The 22,544-nt window shown below is 37.0% G+C and carries 21 protein-coding genes; 9 read left to right on the top strand and 12 right to left on the bottom strand.

The annotated features are described in order from the left end of the window. Positions 1 to 5 precede the first annotated feature (5 nt). A complete protein-coding gene (locus FD688_RS04655) occupies positions 6 to 467 on the bottom strand; it encodes a hypothetical protein (RefSeq protein WP_138741988.1) in 462 nt (153 codons plus the stop codon). Positions 468 to 598: 131 nt separating this feature from the next. Here FD688_RS04655 and FD688_RS04650 point away from each other — a divergent pair, with 131 nt between their 5' ends. Beyond that, entirely contained in the window at positions 599 to 1,462 is an 864-nt protein-coding gene (locus FD688_RS04650) for an NAD(P)-dependent oxidoreductase (RefSeq protein ID WP_138741987.1), read from the top strand. Between the two features lie 37 nt (positions 1,463 to 1,499). Here the strand turns inward: FD688_RS04650 and FD688_RS04645 are convergent, their stop codons facing one another. The 5 genes from FD688_RS04645 to FD688_RS04625 all read right to left on the bottom strand — a co-directional run bounded on the left by FD688_RS04645 (position 1,500) and on the right by FD688_RS04625 (position 6,700). Then, a complete protein-coding gene (locus tag FD688_RS04645; protein ID WP_138741986.1) occupies positions 1,500 to 2,270 on the bottom strand; it encodes an ABC transporter ATP-binding protein in 771 nt (256 codons plus the stop codon). Further along, on the bottom strand, positions 2,263 to 3,159 hold the full coding sequence (locus FD688_RS04640) for an ABC transporter permease (RefSeq protein ID WP_138741985.1): 897 nt from the start codon (positions 3,157 to 3,159) through the stop codon (positions 2,263 to 2,265). Before FD688_RS04640 ends, FD688_RS04645 begins: the two co-directional genes overlap by 8 nt. Next, positions 3,156 to 4,151: a tryptophan ABC transporter substrate-binding protein gene (trpX, locus tag FD688_RS04635; protein ID WP_138741984.1), complete on the bottom strand. Its 996-nt coding sequence runs from the start codon at positions 4,149 to 4,151 to the stop codon at positions 3,156 to 3,158. The genes FD688_RS04640 and trpX overlap by 4 nt, the downstream gene beginning before the upstream one ends. A 367-nt stretch (positions 4,152 to 4,518) precedes the next feature. Then, a complete protein-coding gene (locus tag FD688_RS04630; protein ID WP_138741983.1) occupies positions 4,519 to 6,159 on the bottom strand; it encodes an APC family permease in 1,641 nt (546 codons plus the stop codon). Between the two features lie 166 nt (positions 6,160 to 6,325). Next, complete coding sequence (locus FD688_RS04625) at positions 6,326 to 6,700, bottom strand: VOC family protein (RefSeq protein ID WP_053791973.1); 375 nt, start codon at positions 6,698 to 6,700, stop codon at positions 6,326 to 6,328. Between the two features lie 166 nt (positions 6,701 to 6,866). Here FD688_RS04625 and FD688_RS04620 point away from each other — a divergent pair, with 166 nt between their 5' ends. Then, positions 6,867 to 8,450, top strand: coding sequence for an ABC-F family ATP-binding cassette domain-containing protein (locus FD688_RS04620; RefSeq protein WP_412174677.1), 1,584 nt, complete (start codon positions 6,867 to 6,869; stop codon positions 8,448 to 8,450). Positions 8,451 to 8,731: 281 nt separating this feature from the next. On the opposite strand, the gene FD688_RS04615 is transcribed toward FD688_RS04620, so the two are convergent. The 3 genes from FD688_RS04615 to FD688_RS04605 all read right to left on the bottom strand — a co-directional run bounded on the left by FD688_RS04615 (position 8,732) and on the right by FD688_RS04605 (position 13,017). After that, a complete protein-coding gene (locus FD688_RS04615; RefSeq protein WP_138741982.1) occupies positions 8,732 to 9,541 on the bottom strand; it encodes a hypothetical protein in 810 nt (269 codons plus the stop codon). A 107-nt stretch (positions 9,542 to 9,648) separates the two neighbouring features. Then, a complete protein-coding gene (locus FD688_RS04610) occupies positions 9,649 to 10,560 on the bottom strand; it encodes a proline iminopeptidase-family hydrolase (RefSeq protein WP_138741981.1) in 912 nt (303 codons plus the stop codon). Positions 10,561 to 10,596: 36 nt separating this feature from the next. After that, positions 10,597 to 13,017, bottom strand: a complete 2,421-nt coding sequence (locus tag FD688_RS04605) for a Xaa-Pro dipeptidyl-peptidase (protein WP_138741980.1) — start codon at positions 13,015 to 13,017, stop codon at positions 10,597 to 10,599. Positions 13,018 to 13,157: 140 nt separating this feature from the next. Here FD688_RS04605 and FD688_RS04600 point away from each other — a divergent pair, with 140 nt between their 5' ends. Next, a complete protein-coding gene (locus FD688_RS04600) occupies positions 13,158 to 13,574 on the top strand; it encodes a bis(5'-nucleosyl)-tetraphosphatase (RefSeq protein ID WP_138741979.1) in 417 nt (138 codons plus the stop codon). Between the two features lie 3 nt (positions 13,575 to 13,577). Continuing rightward, complete coding sequence (locus tag FD688_RS04595) at positions 13,578 to 14,132, top strand: guanylate kinase (RefSeq protein ID WP_138741978.1); 555 nt, start codon at positions 13,578 to 13,580, stop codon at positions 14,130 to 14,132. 35 nt (positions 14,133 to 14,167) lie between these two features. Here FD688_RS04595 and FD688_RS04590 read toward each other — a convergent pair whose 3' ends face one another. The 3 genes from FD688_RS04590 to hflX are packed head-to-tail and all read right to left on the bottom strand — an operon-like array spanning position 14,168 to position 16,488. Next, entirely contained in the window at positions 14,168 to 14,491 is a 324-nt protein-coding gene (locus tag FD688_RS04590; protein WP_053795726.1) for an AzlD domain-containing protein, read from the bottom strand. Continuing rightward, on the bottom strand, positions 14,478 to 15,185 hold the full coding sequence (locus FD688_RS04585; RefSeq protein ID WP_053795725.1) for an AzlC family ABC transporter permease: 708 nt from the start codon (positions 15,183 to 15,185) through the stop codon (positions 14,478 to 14,480). Before FD688_RS04585 ends, FD688_RS04590 begins: the two co-directional genes overlap by 14 nt. Before the next feature lie 25 nt (positions 15,186 to 15,210). Further along, a complete protein-coding gene (hflX, locus tag FD688_RS04580) occupies positions 15,211 to 16,488 on the bottom strand; it encodes a GTPase HflX (protein WP_412174679.1) in 1,278 nt (425 codons plus the stop codon). Between the two features lie 311 nt (positions 16,489 to 16,799). Here hflX and FD688_RS04575 point away from each other — a divergent pair, with 311 nt between their 5' ends. The 5 genes from FD688_RS04575 (at position 16,800) to FD688_RS04555 (ending at position 22,515) form a co-directional block, all read left to right on the top strand. Then, positions 16,800 to 18,425, top strand: a complete 1,626-nt coding sequence (locus FD688_RS04575) for a peptide ABC transporter substrate-binding protein (protein ID WP_138741976.1) — start codon at positions 16,800 to 16,802, stop codon at positions 18,423 to 18,425. A 130-nt stretch (positions 18,426 to 18,555) separates the two neighbouring features. Continuing rightward, positions 18,556 to 19,485: an oligopeptide ABC transporter permease gene (gene opp3b / locus FD688_RS04570; RefSeq protein WP_053795722.1), complete on the top strand. Its 930-nt coding sequence runs from the start codon at positions 18,556 to 18,558 to the stop codon at positions 19,483 to 19,485. Between the two features lies 1 nt (position 19,486). Continuing rightward, positions 19,487 to 20,506, top strand: a complete 1,020-nt coding sequence (locus tag FD688_RS04565; protein ID WP_034535080.1) for an ABC transporter permease — start codon at positions 19,487 to 19,489, stop codon at positions 20,504 to 20,506. A gap of 9 nt (positions 20,507 to 20,515) precedes the next feature. Next, complete coding sequence (locus tag FD688_RS04560; protein ID WP_053792895.1) at positions 20,516 to 21,562, top strand: ABC transporter ATP-binding protein; 1,047 nt, start codon at positions 20,516 to 20,518, stop codon at positions 21,560 to 21,562. Between the two features lie 11 nt (positions 21,563 to 21,573). Continuing rightward, positions 21,574 to 22,515, top strand: a complete 942-nt coding sequence (locus FD688_RS04555) for an ABC transporter ATP-binding protein (RefSeq protein WP_138741975.1) — start codon at positions 21,574 to 21,576, stop codon at positions 22,513 to 22,515. Positions 22,516 to 22,544: the final 29 nt, after the last annotated feature.

Raw genomic sequence — 22,544 nt, 5'->3', positions numbered from 1 at the left:
TCCTCCTATCTAACAAATTTTAAGATGTAATAACCTTGCGAATCGGCTGAAACGGTGTATGTTTGGTAACCTTCTTGGATCCACTGACTTTGTGTTGCCTTCGCGTAGTTTTGCGCATCAGCAACAGAACTAAAGATGTGAGTACCATCAAACATTGTTTTTTTCTTTGATTGGTTTGATGAATTACTCTTATTTTGGTTATTCTTACTTTGTTCGGATGTATTTGATTCATCTGAACTTGAACTACTTTGATTACTTGATTGAGTCATCTTAGTGGTTTGATTGTCATGGTTGCTAGTGAAGTAGGTAACGGCTTTTACCCCGCCTAAGATTAATGCAGCCACAACGACGATAAAGATAATAATTGGCCAAATGTGATTTGAATTTGACTGATTATTTTCGGAGTTCATAAATGTATCATCGAAAGTATATTTACGAATACGGTTGTCATTGTCACCATTATTCATAATAATAATCCTCCATTCGGAAAAAAGATTTGCATATACATTATAACAAATATTGAACATGATAGGAATTAAGCTAAATGTTTGAAGACATGGATAAATAGCTATAGAGTTTCCATAAGGAGGGATGAAACATGACAATTGGATTTATCGGAACCGGTGTGATGGGGTCTTCAATGATTAACAATTTATTGAAAGCAGGATATGTGGTAAATGTATTCAACCGGACAAAGGCACATGCACAAAGCGTAATCGACAATGGTGCTAAATGGTTGGATACGCCAGAACAGATTGCCCAATCTTCAGATGTTGTGATCACAATTGCTGGTTTCCCTGATGATGTAAAAGAAATTTACTTTGGTGATAAGGGATTATTCAAGGGTGCTAATTCAGATACTATCTTGATTGATTCAACCACTTCAACACCAAAATTAGATGAAGAAATTTTTGCTGAAGGTCAAAAGAAGGGAATCGAAACATTGGATGCACCTGTTTCCGGTGGTGATGTTGGTGCTAAAAATGGTAGCTTAACCATCATGGTTGGTGGTAATCAAACCACTTTTGATAAGGTCAAACCAATTTTAGATACGATGGGAAGCCAAGTAAAACTTTTTGGTGGTCCTGGTAAGGGCCAACATACTAAGATGGCAAATCAAATCATGATTGCTGGAACAATGACAGGAATGGTCGAAATGTATGAATATGGTAAATCCGCTGGATTGAATCTAGCTTCAATGATGGATACAGTATCAAGTGGTAGTGCTGATAACTGGAGCTTAGATAACTATGGCCCACGTATACTGAAGGGTGACTTTGCGCCAGGTTTTTCTGCTAAGCATTTTTTGAAGGATTTACGAATTGCACTTCAAGGTGCTGAAGAAATGCACATCGATTTACCAGCTACAAAATTAGCCAAGCAACTATATGAAAAGATGGTTAATGATTATCAATTAGGCAACGACGGAACTCAAGGTCTTGTCAAAATTTATGAAAAATAAGACAAATAAAAAGAAGGCATCTATTGATGCCTTCTTTTTATTGGATATCGTTGAAGAATGTAAGTAGTTCTTCTTTGGTTAGTTTTTTCTTGTCCTCGCCTGAGATGTCGTATGAAATCTTTCCTTGGTGTAGTACCAATAGACGATTTCCGTACTTCAAAGCATCTTCTAGGTGGTGGGTAATCATAAGACAAGTTAGGTTTTGTTCCTTAATGGTTTCTTCGGTTATATCCATTAGGTTTTGAGATGTCTTAGGGTCTAGAGCAGCTGTGTGTTCATCTAACAGTAAAATCCCAGGCTTTTTGATGGTTGCCATTAGAAAGCTCAACGCTTGACGTTGACCCCCAGATAGACTGCCTGTTGCTGTATTTAAGCGATGATCTAGGTTGTTGTTCATTTTCGCAGTGATATCTTTGAAACGTTTCATTTCTCCCTTTAACTTACGAGGAACTAGGTGATGGTGATCACCACGTTTTTCAGCAAGCAATAAGTTTTCCGCAACTGTCATACGAGGAGCAGTTCCTAGTTTAGGGTCTTGGAAGACACGGCTTAAAAATGATGTACGTTTAACAACTGACATGTTAGTGATGTCTTTTTCCTTGTAAATAACTTGACCAGAAGTGGGGCGAAGATTACCACCAATGGTATTAAATAAAGTGGACTTACCAGCACCGTTTGATCCTAAGATGGTGATGAAGTCTCCTTCGTGAATATCTAGGTCAATGTGATCTAAAATGTTTAATTCTTCTGGAGTATCTTCGTTAACGGTCTTTACGACGTTTTTTAATTGAAAGATTGTCTTAGTCATTTTTTAGCCCCCTCTTCAAGACATGTTTTAGATGGAATCGACTTTCGAATGCAGGAAGACCCATGAAAATTGCAAGTAGTATTGATGAGATTAAGTTTAAGTCGTTGGCGTTGAAACCAAGTTGTAGAACTAACAGTAATACTAGACGGTATAAGATACTACCGACAATGACAGCAACTAGACGTTGGTTCATCGTTAAATCACCGAAAATAACTTCACCAATGATGATTGAAGCTAGGGCAACAACAATGATACCAATACCCATATTAACGTCAGAGTAACCGTTGTTTTGAGCAACTAAAGCACCACCTAGAGCGATTAGTCCGTTAGATACACTCACACCCATGATTTTCATATTATCCGTATTAATACCTAGTGATTCAGCCATGTTTTCGTTATCACCGGTTGCGATGAATGCTTGACCTAAATCAGTTTGTAAGAAGTAAATAAGAATTAACGTTACTACGGTGATGACAATGAAACCAACAAAGACACTATCGAAGTAAGGTGGTAGGGATTGTAAGAATTTGCCGCTTAGTAAAGTAGGTAGACCTAATAATGATTGGTTAGGTTTTCCCATGATGCGTAGATCGATAGAGTATGAAGCTGTCATCACTAAGATTCCGGCAAGTAATACAGGAATCTTTGCCTTAGTGTATAGTAGACCGGTAACAAGACCAGCAACACATCCAACCAAGAAGGCTAGAATGGTGGCTAAAATTGGATTTATTCCATGAGCAATTGCTGTAACGGCAGTGGCAGCACCCATTGGAAAAGTTCCTTCAACGGTCATATCAGGAAAGTCTAGAATTCTAAATGTTAGGTAAAGACCGATTCCGATTACGGACCATAATAGTCCCTGTCCGATTGCTGAAATAATTAAACTCATTTGTAAATCACTCCGTTTCTTTTGGCTTCCTTAAGTAGGTAGTCAGGAATCTTGATACCAAGTTTCTTTGCTTGGCCTAAGTTTATTGCTAAGTCACCATGGCTTAGTTTTTCGATTGGCATATCAGCTGGGTTAGCACCCTTTAGGACACGAGCAGCCATCTTACCAGTTTGTACACCTAGTTTGTATTGGTTTAAACCAATAGTAGCTAAAGCACCTTGCTTAACAACAGTTGAAGCAGTAGGAAAGACTGGAACGTTTTTAGTGTTAGCAACGTTTACTAGCGTTTGAATGGCTGAAGCAACTGTGTTGTCATTTGGTACATAGACAGCGTCAACATTTTGCACCATTTGAGTAGCAACTTGGTTTAGGTCGTTAGTGTTTGAGATTGAGTAGCCTTTAACGTTAACGTGTTCTTTCTTGCATAGTTCGACGAATTGGTGATATTGAGATGTGGCTGAATCATCACTTGATGTGTAAATTACCCCTAGAGTATGTAAATTAGGCATAATTTCTTTAATTAGCTTTAATTCTTCTTTCATTGGAGGGAAATCTGAAACACCGGTAACTTGTCGACCAGGGTGTTCGTTTGAATCAACAAGTCCAGCTGACTTAGGATCAGTAATCGCACCTAGAATAAGTGGAGCGTTTTTCACGGTGTTAGCTAAAACTTGTGCTGATGGGGTGGTGATACCAATTGACATATCGACGTTCTCGGTTGCGAACTTAGAACTCATTGTCTTTAAATTACCTTGATCACCTTCGGCATTTTGAAAGTCGATATTAATATTCTTACCAGGTGTATAACCAGATTGCTTTAATCCATCAATAATTCCTTTGTGAATGGCGTCTAAGGCAGGATGCTCAGTAAGTTGTAAAATCCCAACAGTAGGGGTGTGATCACGACTTATCTTGTGAGGTTGCTTTTCTTGATAAAAACCAAATCCTAGTAATATAACTAAGACAAAAATGACTGTGTAAAGTCTTTTCATAATTAGATCTCCTTTTTGGTTAAAGATGGTAAATAAATGCAATAAAAAAACGGATAACCCAAACACACAGGTTACCCGTCTAATGGCCTGTGGTGTCTGAATCTTATCCGCACAGGCTTATTTATTCGTGAGAAAGAAGCCGGTACAGATGCGCTTAAGATTGCATCATAAGTCGCATCTATACTAGTAATGCGACCTATAGGCACCAGCTTTGCCAACGAGAACTTTGATTTGTAGATAAATTATTCTTCATTGGTTCTTTCTCCTTTCAATTTAAGTTAAGTTCATTTTAAGTTTAAGAATTATAATTGTCAAGAAATAAAATACCGGACAAATAAAAAAGAACACCAAATGGTGTTCTTATGCTTTATTTGTCTTCTTTATTTTCGTCAGTTGGTTCATCTTCATATGCGTCTAGATTGATTTGGTCATTGACCACTTTAGCATTATGAAGATCAGTACTTACCATTGAACTGGAGATTCCCCATCTGTAGAAAGCTAGGGAAACAATAATAATCACAACGAAGTCCAATGGATATGGAATCCAGTTTTGACCACCGAATGGTGCTGAACCTACGTATGACATTACTGAGATAAAGATTAGGTAACCAATCATCCAGAAACTTCCGGCGAATTGGTTCTTTGTCTTCTTCCAGTCGGTTTTCCATTCGAAGTAGAAGTAGAATGGAAGACCTAATAGAATAACTACGATAACCTTGACGGTTGTTGGCCACATTGCCCAGTATGCAGCTAAACTAGCTAATACGAAAGCTAATGGTGCCATGAATTGTAGCATTCTCATACGAATTGGACGTTTGAAATTAGGTGCCATTTTTCTCAATGATGTTACTGTAACTGGACCAGTTAAGTAAGCAATCAATGTTGAAGTAGAAATAACACTTGCTAGAGTGCCCCAACTTCTAAATAGAGCAACTAGTAGAACAGAAATGATCATGTTAACAATCATCGCAATTCTTGGAACACCCCAACGTTCATTGATTTTACCTAAGAACTTAGGCATGTGTTCATTTTGAACCATAGCGGCTAATGTACGACTTGTTTGAGCAACAAATGAAACACCAGTACCGAATGGTGAAATGAAGGCGTCAAAGTATAGCAATACGGCAAGCCAATGTAGACCTAACATAATTGCTAAGTCGGCGAATGGTGATTCAAAGTTGATACCATGCCAACCTACCTTGGCAAGTACTGATGGTTCTACGGCACTAATAAATGTAAATTGTAGGGCAACATAGATAACAATACTAATAGCCAATGAAATGGTAATACCTAAAGCGATATTACGTTTAGGGTTCTTAATTTCTTTTCCCATGTTAATAACAACTTGGAATGCATTGTATGAGAAAATAATTCCTGAAGCTGTTGTAGCTGAGAAAATCGCAGCGCTACCATAAGGCATGAAGCCTTGTGATGCGAAGTTTCCACCATGGAATCCAGATAGGAGTAACATGATGATAGTAAGTAGCGGAATTCCTAGTTTAAAGATTGAAATAAAACTAGTGAATTTAGCTAGTAAATTAACAGACCAATAATTTAATAGCGTGAAGACTAATATGAAAAGAAAAACGACAAATAAACCTAGATTAGAAATTTCTCCATTAACGATAAAACCGTGAGTCCAATGAGCCCATTTCCATGGCCATGAACCCATATATTGGGTAGCGGCAACGGCTTCAATTGGAATCAAGGTTACTAATGATACCCAGTTAGACCAGGCAGCAATAAAACCTAATAGAGACCCGTGAGTGTATTGAGCATACTTACTCATACCACCACTTTCGGGGAACATTGAACCTAGTTCGATGTAGTTAAAGGCGATAGCACCAATAACAATAGCACCGATTATCCATGAGATGATAGCGGCTGGACCAGCAACACGGGAAGCTTCCCATGAACCGAATAACCAACCTGAACCAATAATGGAACTAAGTCCCAACATTACAATTTGAAATAAACCTACTTTTCTTGATTTCTTATTTTTTTTCATAAAACTCCTTTCATGGTCTTTGAGTATACTAACAAAAATCCATGTCTATGTAAAATGTTTAAAGACCTATCATGACACAGTTTTTGCTGCTTATTGGGCATAATAATAACGTTTGTTAGCACTTAAAATTAATTAAAAAAAGTGTGATATTGATTATAATTCTTAATTAATATTCACAAATCTCAATTACATTTTTTTCTGGATCATTTATGAAAAGCGAATTCATTGGTCCATTGGAACCATGAACTTTCTTTGGGCCATCGATGATGGTAACACCATAGTTGGCTAAATGTGCACTTAAGTCCGTTAATGAGTCCTTCACAATGATGCAGAACTTAGATGAACCTGGCGTAGGATTTTCCGGGACATTATCGTCACTGTCATTTTGAAGGAAGATTAGTTTTTGCTTGCCAAGCTGAAATTCAAGTCTGTCATCAGTGAATTCAATTATTGGTAAATCTAAAACTTCATGATAAAAACGCATGCATAGTTTTAGATCATTGGCAAAGATTGTAATATGGTCAATATCTTTGACCTTCATTATGATCATTCCTTTTTAAATTTTTTACAGAGTCAATTATACCATTATAAAGGAAAATATAACGATTTAATGTTGCTTGAACCGCCGAAAAATTGACGTTTAGCCCTAAAATATGTTAATTTTGTAATTATATATAAGTACGGAATAGAAAAAGGAGAAAAAGACTGTGGCTTTATTAGATGTTAAAGATATCAGTATGGGTTTTGCCGACAAAAAGCTATACGATGAAGCAAGTTTTACCCTTAATAAGGGTGAACATATGGGGATTGTTGGACAAAACGGGGTAGGAAAATCTACTTTGATTAAGATTATTACTGGAGTGGAATTGCCAATCTCAGGTTCAGTGAAGTGGCAAAACAATGTTAGCGTTGGATACTTGGATCAATACGCTGATATTCCAGAAGGAATGACATTGATTGATTTTCTACACACTGCTTATCAAGACCTATATGATAAGTCAAAGCACATGCAAGAATTGTATGAACAATATGCTGAAAACTTTGATGACAAGTTATTGGAACAAGCTGGAAGAATTCAAGAAGAACTAGAAGCAAAACGATTCTACGATATTGAAACTGAAATTGAACGAGTAATCACCGGTTTAGGATTAGATGATGTTAAACGTGATCAACAAATCACTAACATGTCAGGTGGACAACGTTCAAAGATTATCCTAGCTAAACTAATTTTAGAAAATCCAGACGTTATACTACTGGATGAACCTACTAACTACCTAGATGTTGCTCATATTGCGTGGTTGGAAGATTACATCAATAGTTTTGATGGTGCGGTAATGGTTATTTCCCATGATTACGATTTTTTGGAAAACGTTACTAACTGTATTGTAAATATTGCTTTTGGTAAGATTACTAAGTATCGTGGTGACTTTAAGTCAGCCATGCGCCAAAAAGCTGAACGTGAAATGGTTCAACAAAGAGAATATGATAAGCAACAAGTTGAAATTGAAAAGGCAAAAGCATTCATTAGAAAGAACAAGGCTGGTTCAAAATCAACAATGGCTAAATCAAGAGAAAAGATGCTATCACATATGGAATTGGTTGATCCACCTTCGACTAACATCCACGCATCGTTTAACTTTCCATACGAAGATACTGGTTCACAAAATGCACTGGTTGTTGACGAACTATCGGTTGGTTATGACAAGCCATTACTAAAACCAGTTAGTTTCTCAGTCAACACTGATGAAAAGGTTGGTTTCCAAGGATTTAACGGGGTTGGTAAGTCAACTCTAATCAAGTCCATTTTAGGAATCTTAAAACCAAAGGGTGGCAAAGCAACATTTTCACCCTCAGCTAAAGTTAGCTACTTTAGCCAAGATTTGGTATGGAGCAATAACAACGAAACTCCAATGCAAATTATTCAAAACAAGTTCCCTAAGTTGGAACAAAAAGAAATCAGAACAAAACTTGCTAAGTGTGGTTTGGATTCAGCAAATGCTTCTAAGCCAATTGGTGAATTGTCTGGTGGAGAACAAACCAAGGTTAAGCTAGCAATGTTGGAATTCACCCCATCTAACTTCTTAATCATGGACGAACCTACGAACCACTTGGATGATGAAACCAAGGAATCACTAAAACACGCAATTAATAACTTCCCAGGAAATGCAATTATCGTATCTCATGAAACTAGTTTCTACAATGGACTAGTGGATAAGGTATTGGATGTTGAAAAGCTAAGTCTAAGGGATGCAGATGAAATTGCTAAAGCACAAGGACAAGTAAATAACTAATTTACAATAAGGAGGCGGACAACATCTATAATAGTCGAAAAGTATGGCTAATCATTGCAGATATTATGATGTTGATTTGGTCGCTTATATGTATCGAATGGTTAATCGTCAAAATTATTTTCATCGCCTTAGTATTATTTTTCGGCGGGCGTAACTTATACATTGACGATGGACAACTGATTGATACAAAATACAGTGTTATCACATCTGCCTTTTTTTCTTTATTTATTTTAATTAGTTTGTTCTAAATAAAAAACCTACCGATTTATGGTAGGTTTTTTTTACATAAAGTTGCTTGGTTCGTCAGCATAGTCATTCATGAAGTTCTTAGCGTCACTATATGAAGCGAACTGACTGATGATAGTGATGTCTTCTTTGTGTTGGCGATCGTTTCGATAGTTGACCTGTTTGACCAAGAAGTATTCTTTAATATCATCTAAAGCTTGCGATTCATTGTTTCTTACATATATTTGTAGGTAAACATGTTGGTTTGAGAATTCTAATTCACGTTTCGATAACTTAATGTATCCTTTGGAATTCAATTGGTTTTGACGAGGATGCTTTTCTGCAAGAGCGTTATCACTGTTACAGAAGTAAATTAAAAACCAGTAAATATTTAAGAAGAACATGAATAGGGCAAAACAGTTTCTAAACAGTGTTTGCCAGAAGTCTGACCCAGCAGCATATGATCTGGCTTCAACGATAAATTTAAAGTCAATCAGACTTTCTAGATTAGTAGCAAGCAAACAAACGGTAAAGACGATAATCCAAACATATTTATATAGCTTGATTAGTTGACGCCAGAAGTTGTGATGCAGGTTATCAAGATAGCGATGGTGCATCGAAGCTTCTGATACTAAGAATAATCCGCACAATAGAATGAAACAGATTAATGGAATTTTGTAACTCGTAATTAAGTAGAAAATACTTAATAGGAAGTTATTCATTGAATTGGTTAGAAAAGACGGTACTCGGTATCCAAAGATTTCAAGGACAACAAGGATAATTGCGCCTTCTCTGAATAGGTTAATGAATCGTTCAACGCTGTTACTGTTGGTTCGATTCAACACGATATTATATACATTTTGCATTTTGATGAACTCCTTTAATTCAGTAAAGATAGTTATACCACGAAAACATTAAAAATAATATAAAAAAAGCCCCTGTGGGGGCTTTTTTTATAACTACAATAGCGTTCTTACTTATTAAACGTATCGTTTTCCACTTCACGAATGAAAGTAGCTAGGTGGTCGTAGTAAACGGGAGCATTATCAATCATGTGATGATGACCGGCGTTAGGAGTTGATACAAACTGAGCGTTTGGAATCATCTTAGCCATACGTTTACCAGTTTCAACAGGCATCGATTCATGTTCACCGAATGTAACCAATGTTGGCACGTGGTTTTCTGATAGGTGATCAGTGTTGTGCCATTCACCCAATTTACCTGTGATAACAAATTCGTTGTCACCTTGGAACTTATTGTAAATATCTGTGTTGGATACACCAATTAAATGTTCTAACTTAGATGGTTGTTTACGGTCGATGTAACCTTTGTTTAGTTGATCGACATCATTTTGGTAACGTTCATTGTCGTAGTCATTTTCGGCTTCACACTTTTTCATGAATGTTAATTCGTCAGGTGAAAATTCTTTTTCACGAATTTCATCTAGATGCTTAGTGTAATCGTCAATGTCATCGACCATTGATGAAATGATAGCCCCCTTGAGGTGGTTACCATATTTTTGTGCGTATAGTTGAACTAACACACCACCCCAAGATTGACCGATTAAATAGAAGTCATCTAGTCCTAACTTTTGTCTAACTTCTTCAACTTCATCAACATAGTAGTCATAAGTTAAAATCTTGTCAGCAATCTTAGGATCGGAAAAATCAGGGGTATCGGAATACCATGAACCTAATTGATCGTAGTAGGTAACGGCAACATCTAGACCTTGCTTTTTCAACTGGTCAGCAGAGTCTTCCCAGTATTCATGGGTCCCACCAGGGCCACCATGTAAGGCAAGTAAGTTAATCTTACCTTCACCAGAAGTATGGGTCCATAAATGATAGCCATTATCTAAAGTGATAATTTTTGTTTGTTGTTTCATGACAATCCCTCGTTTCAATCTAAATTATTATTTATATTAGTCCTTGTTGAAGGGTAGTTCAACCGCTGAATCTGATAAATCAATTGTATATTTTACATCTTGATTACCCCGAATAGATTTGTCAAAGTCTGTTGCATATATAACAACAGCTAGTTGATGACCAGCCTTAACTTTGTAAACGTTAGGTTGTAAGTCAAAGTTAATTTCGTAGAATTCATCAGCTTTTAGTTCACTTACTTGATAAGCATTGTTTCTATTTTGCATGTTGATATGACCTTCAGAAATTTTCTTGAATGGAGTCTTTTTACGACTCATTTTAAATTCGCGAAGGCTGTCTTCACGCCATAGGTATCCTAATTGAATTTTAGCGTGGTCAACTGTTTCCGGTTGAGCGTTTAATCTGAAGTCTTCGCCTAGATCAATTAGTTGAGCGCTTAACATACCAAAGTCTTGTGAGGATGAAGCTGTCAAGTGAATATGAGCCTTACCATTGATAGTGACATCTTTTAGAAGTTTATCGAATGTAAAAATAACACGATTATCGTTGATAGGAGCATCGCTTCCACCAATCACTAAATCGTTTTCCCACTTGTTAGTATCACTGCAATATGTTTCAAAATCTTTTTCATTTAATGAATCCGAGAAAGTAACCTGATTGTCAGCTACTTCTGAATTATCTGATGGCTTAGCTAATTCGAAACGTTTTAAGTTTTCATCTTCATCGAATTCATCGATTGAATACCAGTTTTGGTCGGTAGCATTGTCTTGAACTAAGATGTTAGGAATTAAGTTGTCAGCATTATTTTCAACTCCCATTAACTTATTGGTAAACCATAGGTTGACCATGGCAGTAAAATCAAGGGATTGGAAAGCATTGATGTAGATATGTTGACCTTGGTGTAAAATTATCTTCTTTGAGATGTTTAATGGGTCAATGGCATGCCAAATGTTGGCAACGTTAATTGGTTTGACGTTTTCATCGTTCAAACCATGAATTAAAAACATGTCTGCCTTGATTTTCTTAGCGTTGTTTAGGTAGTTACGGTCGTCCCAGAAGGAGTTATAATTACCAGATTCACGATCTTGTTCGTTGGTAATATTTGTTAATTGGACTTCCCATTTCTTTTCGTTCTTGATTTCTTCTGCAGCTGCTTTTTTACGACTGTAAGTTTCTGCGGCTAAAACATCGGCATCTTCACCTTGGAAACCACCAGGAGCCATTACTAGTCCGTTTTCACGGTAGTAGTCGTACCAGTTAGAAATTGCAGCTTCAACTAAACAGGTCTTTAATCCAGCGACACCGGTTGTAGCAGCAGCAATTTGTAAAGTACCCAGGTATGATCGACCAGACATTGCGACATTTCCATTAGACCAGTAGGCTTCGATTTGGTTGTTGTCAGTACGATTGGTAAAGGCAACACGGTTTCCGGCAAGCCATTCAATGATGGCAGTTGCTGAAATAGTTTCATACTTGTCACCAGTGGTTCTAAAACCATCTGATTCATAAGTACCAATTCCAGCAGAGTACACAACAGCGTATCCACGAGCCAAGAAGTAATCGTTTAGAGTGTATGATTGTTCACGGCTAAATGTTTGTTCCGCCTTTCTGGTCTTACCTTCAACGTTACGTGCAGCAGGTAGTTCTGGGTCTTTTTCCTTCTTGCTGATGTCTGATAGGGACACAGTGTTAGGTTGTTTATGCTTAAGACCTAGGTTAACGTTATGGGTTAACTTTTCACCGTCGGCATCGTTGGTGCCTTGGTTGTAAGGACTAGCGGTAAAGATAACGGGAACAGAGTTTTTATTACTTTCCTTTGGACGAATAATTTCGGTTTTTAGCAAATCTAATTTGCCGTCATTATCGGTGTCCATTGGTGCTTCAACGTAAACAACTTCACGAATTAGGTTGTTAGTGTCGTATACCGGCATGCTCTTACCATTGAAGATAAGTGGTTTGTCGAATTGATTGTAGTTTTGTGCAAAGTAACCTTCACCGGCTAAGTAGTCGATTAAGGTAACGCCGTATTTAGTGTGAGTGTTTAATAAGAGGTACCATGCACAAATAACGTCATATAGGTTCATTGGATCATGAACATCGGCGATTGGTAGGTTTAGTGTTTGCATCTTGGTAATGGAATTATCAATTAGGAAGTCTTCGCCAACTGTGAATTGTAGAAGTTGCAACGCAATGTTGTAAAACGCAATCTTTGATAGTGGAGCGTTTTTGTCCAGGTAGGTTAGTGCGTCATCTTCGAAACTAGCCATGATTTGTGATATTTTTTGTCCTCGAATGGCTAAACTTTGTGAATCTAAAAAGTAAGTCATCAAGAAGTGCTTTAGTAAGGCTGATGGGTTGTCAATTTTATCGGTTTCTTCGTCTAAGAAATTAATAGCTCGTAATTCATTCTTAGCAACTTTTAAATTGTAATCAGAAATTGCATATTGATGATTTTTCATAATTATTCTCCTAACTTATGTATAGGTTTGGTTTCATTATATCAGATTAAGCAAAACATCTATTCAGTTTTACTGATAAATACTTAATGATAATCTAGCAAAATGATATAATGATAGCAAATAAATGTGGAGGGATGATTATGGTAACAGAGATTGACGGAGGTGCCATCGTGTACCGTGTAGTTGATAATAAGCCAGTCTACCTATTAGAAAAAAGTGCTACTAGTGACTTCTGGGGATTCCCTAAGGGCCACGTTGAAGGCGATGAAACGTTAGAACAAGCAGCAATTAGAGAAATTAAGGAAGAAACCGGCATTAACGCCACTATTGATACCGAATTTAGTATTGATGCAAACTATGACATGAAAAATGGTCATCATAAAGTGGTTACTTTCTATACTTCTCAAGTCGATAGTGATAAAGTAACGCTACAAGCTGAAGAAATCAGCGACTATGTTTGGGCTCCTTTTGAGGAAGCAATGGAGATTGTTACCTTCGATAACCTAAAAGACATTTTGAAACAGACTAACGAATACATCGTAGAAAAGCTGGGATAGCCAATGGATGCAAAGAAATTAATAGTGATTACCGGTCCGGCAGGAAGTGGTAAGACTTCTCTTCGCGACTACGTGATTGACAAATACCACGCAGCTAAAGTAATTACACATACCACAAGAGCACCACGATATGGTGAACAAAATGGTATTGATTATTATTTTGAAAATAACGAATCATTTAATCAATTGCATTTATTGGAACACGTTGAATATTCAAATGCCAAGTACGGATCCTCAATGGAGGGCATTAACGAAGCATGGTCCAAAAATGATTTAGCAATTATTGTCTTAGATACATTGGGTGCATCTACATATAAGGAAAAACTAGGGGATCAAGCAATCGTTTGGTTTGTCCAAGTCAATGACCCGGTTATCTTACGTGAACGAATGATTAAACGCGGTGATGACATTGAACGTGTTAATCAAAGAATTAGCAGCAATGAATACAAACGCGATATCGAAATCCCAGATGATTTGAAAGATGTCGCAACAGTAATTGAAAATAATGATTGGCAAAAAGCGCAAAACCAAGTTGATGAATTAATTAAAACAATCTAAAAAAAGACCTAACGTAAAGTTAGGTCTTTTTTTATTTATATTAATCGAATGATTGCTAATGAGATAATCCCAACAATCACGACTACTAATAAACTCTTGGTGATGATGGCAGCAATAACTGATGGAATTGATGCGATTAGGTTTTCCCAATTAATTGAAGGTAAGTGTCCCAGGTGTTGGACGAATAGTTGTGAGAACCACAACGTTGCCATGATCACGATGGGGACGAAACTTAGAAACTCTTCAACAGTTTTTGATAGTTTAAATTTCTTTAACAGGATGAATGGCAATACACGTGAAAGCCATGTTACTAAGGTACATCCAATGATGGTTAATAGCGTGAAATTAAAAGAAGACATGTTTGATAATCACTCCAATCAGACAAGTAATTAGTGTTACTAGTAGGATTAATAGGTTGCTTGGAATAAAGATTAATCCAATAAATACCATGATGAAGGTGATTAAAATCATCAGTAGCTTTAGTTTCAATGGCATACCGTTTTTGGCAATCACTTGTAGATATAATAATCCGATAAACATTGCAACAAGGGCAAAGTCTAATCCAATCGCGTAGGGATTATGGATGAAACTACCGGCAACTGCGCCGACAAATGAGGCACCAGCCCAGGTTAGATAAGAGACGATGTTAGCGGTATTGAACCAGGTAAACGTTAACTGATTATCTGTGTAGTTAACTTTGTTCATACCCAACGCAAAACTCTCATCGGTTAAAAAAGAACCAATTAAAATATTTTTTAACATCGAATCATTTTTGAAATATGGTGCGGTGGTGATACTCATTAGAATCATTCTGGAGTTTACCAGAAAAATTGCTAGCACAATCGAAAAGATTGGATTATGCAAAGCCATCATTGATACCAAAATGAATTGTGCTGATCCAGCATAAACAGTCAATGATAAGATGGCGACAAGCCAGGGGCTAAAACCAAGCGATTTTCCGATAATTCCAAAGGCTAGTCCAATTCCAATGTATCCAAACATTGTGGGAATACTTTCTTTAATTGCTGACCTTGCAGTTAGTTGATTGTCGATATCTCATCACATCCTTAGAAAAAAATTAGTTATTAATAAGATATTGTTTAAATCGTTGGCTGTCAACTGCGGTTAGTTCAGCTTTAACCTTGGTTCCTTCGGCAACATATTCGGTTGAAAGCACGTTGGCCTTAGTATTTAGGTAGTTGACGATGTCACCTTTATCAAACGGAATTAAGAATTCTTCTGTGACGTAATTTTTATAGCTATTTTCCCTAATGATATGAACTAATTCATCAATGGAGTCTTCTTCAAGTGCTGCCATGATTAGGTTGTCACCGGCACGTTGGGGACGAGGTTCGTCTAAGATATCGGCCTTATTGAAGACGGTAATCATTGGGATGTTTTCGACCCCGATTTCCTTCAATGTTTGTTCGGTGGTCTTCATCATTAGTTCCTTATTTTCATCGGCTTCGTCGACTACTTGGACCAATAGATCTGCATTAGCAGCTTCGGCCAGAGTAGAACGGAAGGCCTTCACCAATTGGTGAGGTAACTTACTTACGAAACCAACGGTATCAGATAACAACATTGTCTTATTGTCATCAAATACTAGCTTTCTAACACTGGTATCCAAGGTAGCGAATAACATGTTTTTAACCATGACTTGTTTTTCTTGGTTTTCACCGTAGCGGTTAACCAGTTGGTTCATGATGGTTGACTTACCGGCATTGGTGTATCCAACTAAGGCCACAGTAGGGATGTTTTTACCATCGCGTTGCTTTCTTTGGGTTAAGTCTGATTTTTGGATATCCTTTAGTTCTTGTTTGATGTGAGAAATATCCTTTTCAATGACACGACGGTTTAATTCGAGTTGAGATTCACCGGAACCACGGTTGGTAAATCCACCACCACCGCTACCGGTTTGTTGATCTAGTCGTTGACTAGCGCTGGTGTGCAAACGGGGTAGTTGGTATTGCAACTTGGCTAATTGAACTTGAAGTTTGGCTTCGTGAGTTCTGGCACGGTTGGCAAAGATTTCTAAAATTAGACCTGTACGATCGATGATTTTTGTTTCAGTTTGTTTTTCTAAGTTTCTGATTTGGCTAGGTGATAGTTCATCGTTAACAATGACCATGTCAGCGTCTTTATCCAAGACGGTCATCTTTAGTTCTTCAACTTTACCTTTACCGAAGTATGTGGCTTTATCGGGATGATCTAGCTTTTGAACCAGACGAGCCACAACTTCTAGGTTATTAGCTTCAGATAGGGCAGCTAATTCAGTCATTGAGTACTCGAATTGCTCATTGTCTAGGTTTAAACCGATGATAACAGCAGTTTGTTGTTCTGTATCCAAATGAATACCTCCTTGTTATTTTTATCCATTATACCATTTACGTATCATTAATAAGAATGGTTATAAAAAAGAGAAAACCTAATAAAAATTAGAGAGTTTTAATAGAATTATGAGCATATCTTGTATAATAATTAGATTATTTAATGTATCTAAATAGCCTGATAAATTAATATTTTATTTACTTTTTAAGATACAAACATTCAACTAAATTAGAAATAAATTAGAAAAAGTATTGCACTTTATAATAGAATGGTGGTATTATTTTCACAATCCTTTTAAACAAAAACTCTTTAATAAGGAAATCGGGGGTAATGGAAATGAAAATGAGATCCGTAGTAAAGCTAGGGGTTGTTGGTGCAGCATCAGCATTCCTACTAGCAGCTTGTGGTAATTCTTCAAAAGAATCCACAAGTAAGTATATTAATTGGCAAGAATCAGCTGGATTAAATACATTAGATGCTTCAAAATTAACAGATAGTGAAAGCATGGTAATGGTTGGTAATAGTAACGAAGGTTTATTATTAAATGGACCTAATAATACTATTAAGCCAGGTGTTGCTGAAAGTTACAAGGTATCAAAAGACGGTAAAACATATACATTCAACTTACGTCATTCAAAGTGGAGTAATGGTAAGCCTGTAACCGCCAATGATTTTGTGTATGGTTGGCAACGTACTGTAAATCCTAAGACTGCTTCACAATATTCATACTTATTAGATCATGTTAAGAATGCGACAGAAATTTCAGCAGGAAAGGCACCAGTCTCATCATTAGGTGTTAAAGCTGAAGGTGATTACAAACTTGTAGTTACACTTAACAGACCTCAATCATACTTCAAGTACATCGTTGCGATGGCTGCTTGCTACCCTCAAGATAAAGCGACCGTAGAAAAATATGGTTCTGCTTATGCTACAAACAGTAAAGCAATGTTGTACAATGGACCATTCAAGGTTGAAGGTTGGAATGGTACAAACGATACTTGGACTTTGGTTAAGAACAAAGAATACTACAATGCAAGCAAGGTTAAGGTTGCTGGTATTAAATTCAGTGTTCAAAAAGATGCTAACACTGCATTAAACCAATATGAAACTGGTCAACTTGACGAAACTACATTAGTTGGTCAACAACAAGTTGGTAAGTACAAATCAAGTTCTGAATTACATAACGTAAAACAGGCAAGTACATTCTATCTAGAAATGAATGAAAAGGCGGATTCATACTTTAAGAACGCTAACATTAGAAAAGCTCTATCACTTGTAATAGATAGAGATCAATTCACTAAAGATACTTTGGGTGATGGTTCCACTTCTGCTCAAGGACTTGTTTCTCCTGGTATGTCACAATACAAGGGTGTTGATTTTACAAAAGCAGCTGGGACCAAAACTGGTGTTTCTTATAATGTGTCCGAAGCTAAAAAACTATGGGCTAAGGGTTTAAAGGAAGTTGGTAAGAAGTCAATTAACTTTACATTATTAGCTGATGACACACCACAAGGTAAGAGCACAACAGAATACCTACAAACTGCATTTGCTAACCTTCATGGTCTAAAAGTTTCTTCTCTAAATGTTCCTTATAAAACTAGATTAAGTCGTTCGCAAAATGGTCAATTCGATATGGTAGTTAGTGGTTGGTACGCTGACTTCCCTGACCCAATTTCATTTATGTCATTATTCACTTCTGATGGTTCATACAACAACGGGAAATGGAGTAATGCTAAATACGATGAATTGGTTAAAAATGCCGAAGGTTCAGATTCAAACAATGTTGCAAAACGTTGGGATGACCTTGTAAACGCTGAAAAAATCCTAATGAATGATCAAGGTGTAATTCCTCTATACCACAAGGTTCAACCAAATGTAATCAAACCCCGTGTAAGTGGAGTACAATTCTTCCCTACAGGATTATCAACTGACTTTAGAGATGCTACAATTTCAAAAAAGTAAAAAGTTAAATTAAATTAAGTTTTTTCATTGAGAAGAGTTTTAGATAACTACTATAATGAATATAGTCGAATCTAAAACTCTTCCGTACATAAAGGGGCATTTTCCCGAAAGATTGTGAGGATAAAAAAATATGGTTAAGTTTTTAGCAAAACGAGTTTTTTACTTGTTATTAACGTTATTCATAGTTGTGACTGTGACGTTCTTCTTAATGAAGTTAATGCCAGGAACACCATTGACTAACGAAGCCAAACTTTCCCCAGCCGAACGTTACATGGTGTTAAAACAATACGGCTTGGATAAACCGGTTTGGCAACAATATATTAGTTACCTAGTGAACGCTGTTCATGGTAACTTTGGAACATCATTCCAATTCAGTGATCAACCAGTTTCATACCTAATCTCAAGTCGTATGGGACCATCACTTCTATTGGGTGCTCAAGCAATGGTTGTCGGTGTTATCGCTGGTATCATTGTTGGTGCTATCGGGGCAATCAAGAAGAGTACTTGGGTTGATACTTCAACTACTATCATCTCAATTCTAGGAATTTCAATTCCTTCATTTGTCTTCTCAGTATTACTACAATATGTAATTGCTTTGAAGTGGGGATTACTACCAATCGCCGGTTGGAGTGGATTTGCATACACAATTCTTCCAACATTAGCATTGGCTGCAATGCCATTAGCCGAATCAGCACGTTTTGTACGTACTGAAATGGTTGACGTTTTAAGTTCAGATTATATTGAATTAGCAAGAGCAAAGGGGTTAAGCAAGTTCGGTATTATTTACCACCATGCTTTAAGAAATAGTTTAATCCCATTGGTAACAATCATCGGTCCATTGGCCGTAAACATCATGACTGGATCACTAGTTGTTGAAAACATTTTCGCAATTCCAGGTATTGGTGAACAATTCGTTAACTCAGTGTTAACAAACGATTACCCAACCATTATGGGACTTACAGTTATGTATTGTTTCCTATTATGTGTCGTATTATTAATTACCGACATCGTGTACGGAATAATCGATCCAAGAATCAGAGTAGCAGGGGGAAGAGAATAAAATGGCAGATAAAGCAAAACAACTACCAAAAGACGCCTTTGAACCATTATCAGATGGTGCACATTTAGATAATGAAAAAATCGCGGCTCCTTCTCTTACTTTTGTGAAGGATTCATGGCGTCGTCTAAAGAAAAACAAAGCGGCAATGATTTCACTATACATTTTGATTTTCTTATTTGTCGTATCATTTGGATCAGCATTGATTCCTGCATTCAGCAGCATTTCAACTCATCCAAACTTAAACAACTTACCACCACGTATTCCTGGAATTGATATTCCTGGATTTAACGGAACATTGGTGCAAGGTGGTGCACGTGTTAACGCCTATACAGGTGCTGCTGCTAACCATTACTTCTGGTTAGGTAGTGACTACTTAGGTCGTGACTTGTTTGCAAGAACATTGTTTGGTACTAGAATTTCACTATTAATTGCGGTTGTTGCTACTTTCTTCGATTTAACTATCGGAGTTGCTTACGGAATTATTTCGGGTTGGATTGGTGGAAAAGTTGATACTTTCATGCAACGTGTCATCGAAATTCTTCTATCAATTCCTAACCTAGTTGTGATGATTCTTTTACTATTGGTATTAAAACCAGGTATTCCTGCAATCATCATTGCAATTGCATTTACTAGTTGGATCAACATGGCTCGTTTAGTGCGTGCACAAACGCTTGAACTAAAGAGTCAAGAATTCGTGTTAGCTGCACGTTCACTAGGTGAAAGTTCATTTAAGATTGCTTTCAAGCACTTATTACCAAACTTAACTTCAGTGATTATTATTAATACTATGTTCACTATTCCAAGTGCTATCTTCTTTGAAGCATTCCTATCATTTATTGGGATTGGGGTTCCAGCTCCAGCAGCTTCATTAGGTACTTTGATTAGTAATGGTCAAAAGTCATTCCAATTCTTACCATATCAAATGTGGGTTCCAGCAATTGTTCTTTCATTATTAATGATTGCATTCAACATTTTAGGTGATGGTTTAAGAGATGCATTTGACCCTAAATCAAGAGAGTAGGTGACAAGAATGGAAAACAAAGAAAACATCCTAGAAGTTAGAAATTTATCAATTAATTTCAAAACTTACGCGGGTACTGTTCAAGCCATTCGTGACATTAGTTTTGATTTAAAGAAGGGTGAAACCCTAGCGATTGTTGGGGAATCAGGTTCTGGTAAATCAGTAACTACTCGAAGCATTATGGGTTTGAACGCTACCAACGCTGATGTTGTCGACGGAAGCATCGAATTCGATGGCCAAGACATTTTAAAATTAGACGAAAAAGAATTAAGTAAACTACGTGGTAGCAAAATTGCCGAAATCTTCCAAGATCCAATGACTTCATTGGACCCAACTATGAAGATTGGTCGTCAAGTTGCTGAACCATTAATGATTCACCAAGGTTTATCTAAAGAAAAAGCAATGGCTAAAGCCTTGGAAATGTTAAAACTTGTTGGTATTACTAATGCCGAAGAACGAATCAATGATTATCCATACCAATTCTCAGGTGGGATGAGACAAAGAATTGTGATTGCAATTGCTTTAGTAAACTATCCAGAAATATTAATTGCTGATGAACCAACTACTGCGTTGGATGTTACCATTCAAGCTAAGATTCTGGAATTAATGAAGGAATTGCAAACAAAGATTAATACTTCAATCATCTTCATTACCCATGATTTAGGGGTAGTGGCTGGTATGGCTGATCGAGTTGCAGTTATGTATGCCGGTAAAATCGTTGAATACGGAACAGTTGATGAAATTTTCTACAATCCAAAACACCCATATACTTGGGGACTATTAGGTTCAATGCCTACTTTGGATACTAACGAAGATGTACTACCATCAATCCCGGGTACACCTCCAGACCTATTGGAACCACCAGTAGGGGATGCATTTGCTGCTAGAAATAAGTACGCATTAAAGATTGACACAATTGAACAACCACCATTCTTTAAGGTTTCTGACACTCACTACGCAGCAACATGGTTATTAGATGATAGAGCTCCTAAGGTGACTCCACCAGCTGATATCGTAAAGCGTCAAGAACACTTTAAAAAGACTAGACAAGGATAGGTGGTGACAATATGTTAGATAAAGATGCACCCAAAATTTTAGAAGTAAAAAACTTAAAACAATACTTTAACGTTGGTCGTAAAGACGAAGTTAGAGCTGTTGATGATATCACCTTCAACGTTCATGAAGGAGAAACCTTCGGACTAGTTGGTGAATCTGGCTCCGGAAAGACAACCACAGGTCGTGCAATTAGTCATTTGTATGAACCAACAGGTGGCGAAATCATCTTTGAAGGCAAAGATGTTTCAAAATTAAAGACTAAAAAAGATGAAAAGGAATTCAGAAGTGATATCCAAACAATTTTCCAAGATCCTTACGCATCATTAAATCCCCGTATGAAGGTTAAAGACATTATTGCCGAAGGTATCGACATTAACCACTTAGCCAAAGACAATGACGATCGTGATGCCCAAGTTGAAGAATTATTGGAAACTGTTGGCTTGAACAAGGAACATGCCAACAGATATCCTCATGAATTCTCTGGTGGACAACGTCAAAGAATTGGAATTGCTCGTGCTTTAGCTGTTAAACCAAAATTCATCATTGCTGATGAACCTATCTCCGCATTGGACGTGTCAATCCAAGCCCAAGTAGTAAACCTACTTAAGGACTTACAAAAGAAACGTAAGCTAACATACTTATTCATTGCCCATGATTTATCAATGGTTAAATACATTAGTGACCGTATTGGTGTTATGCACTATGGTCGTATGTTAGAAATCGCTGATGCAGATGAACTATATGCTCATCCATTACACGATTACACTAGAAGTTTACTTTCAGCTGTTCCGGTACCGGACCCTGAATTTGAAAGACAACGTGAGATCGTAGATTACGATGCAAGCGTTGAAAGTGACGGAAAGCAACGTAAGTTAGTTGAAATTGCTCCTAACCATTATGTTCGTGCTGCCGATGACGAAATTCAAATGTATAAGGATCGCTTAAACAGCTAAAAAAATAACCGTTACTTTAATTAGTAACG

The sequence above is a fragment of the Apilactobacillus kunkeei genome (genome assembly GCF_005930975.1).
GTDB classification, from domain to species: Bacteria; Bacillota; Bacilli; order Lactobacillales; family Lactobacillaceae; genus Apilactobacillus; species Apilactobacillus kunkeei_E.
This window is presented reverse-complemented; position numbering and strand designations above follow the sequence as displayed.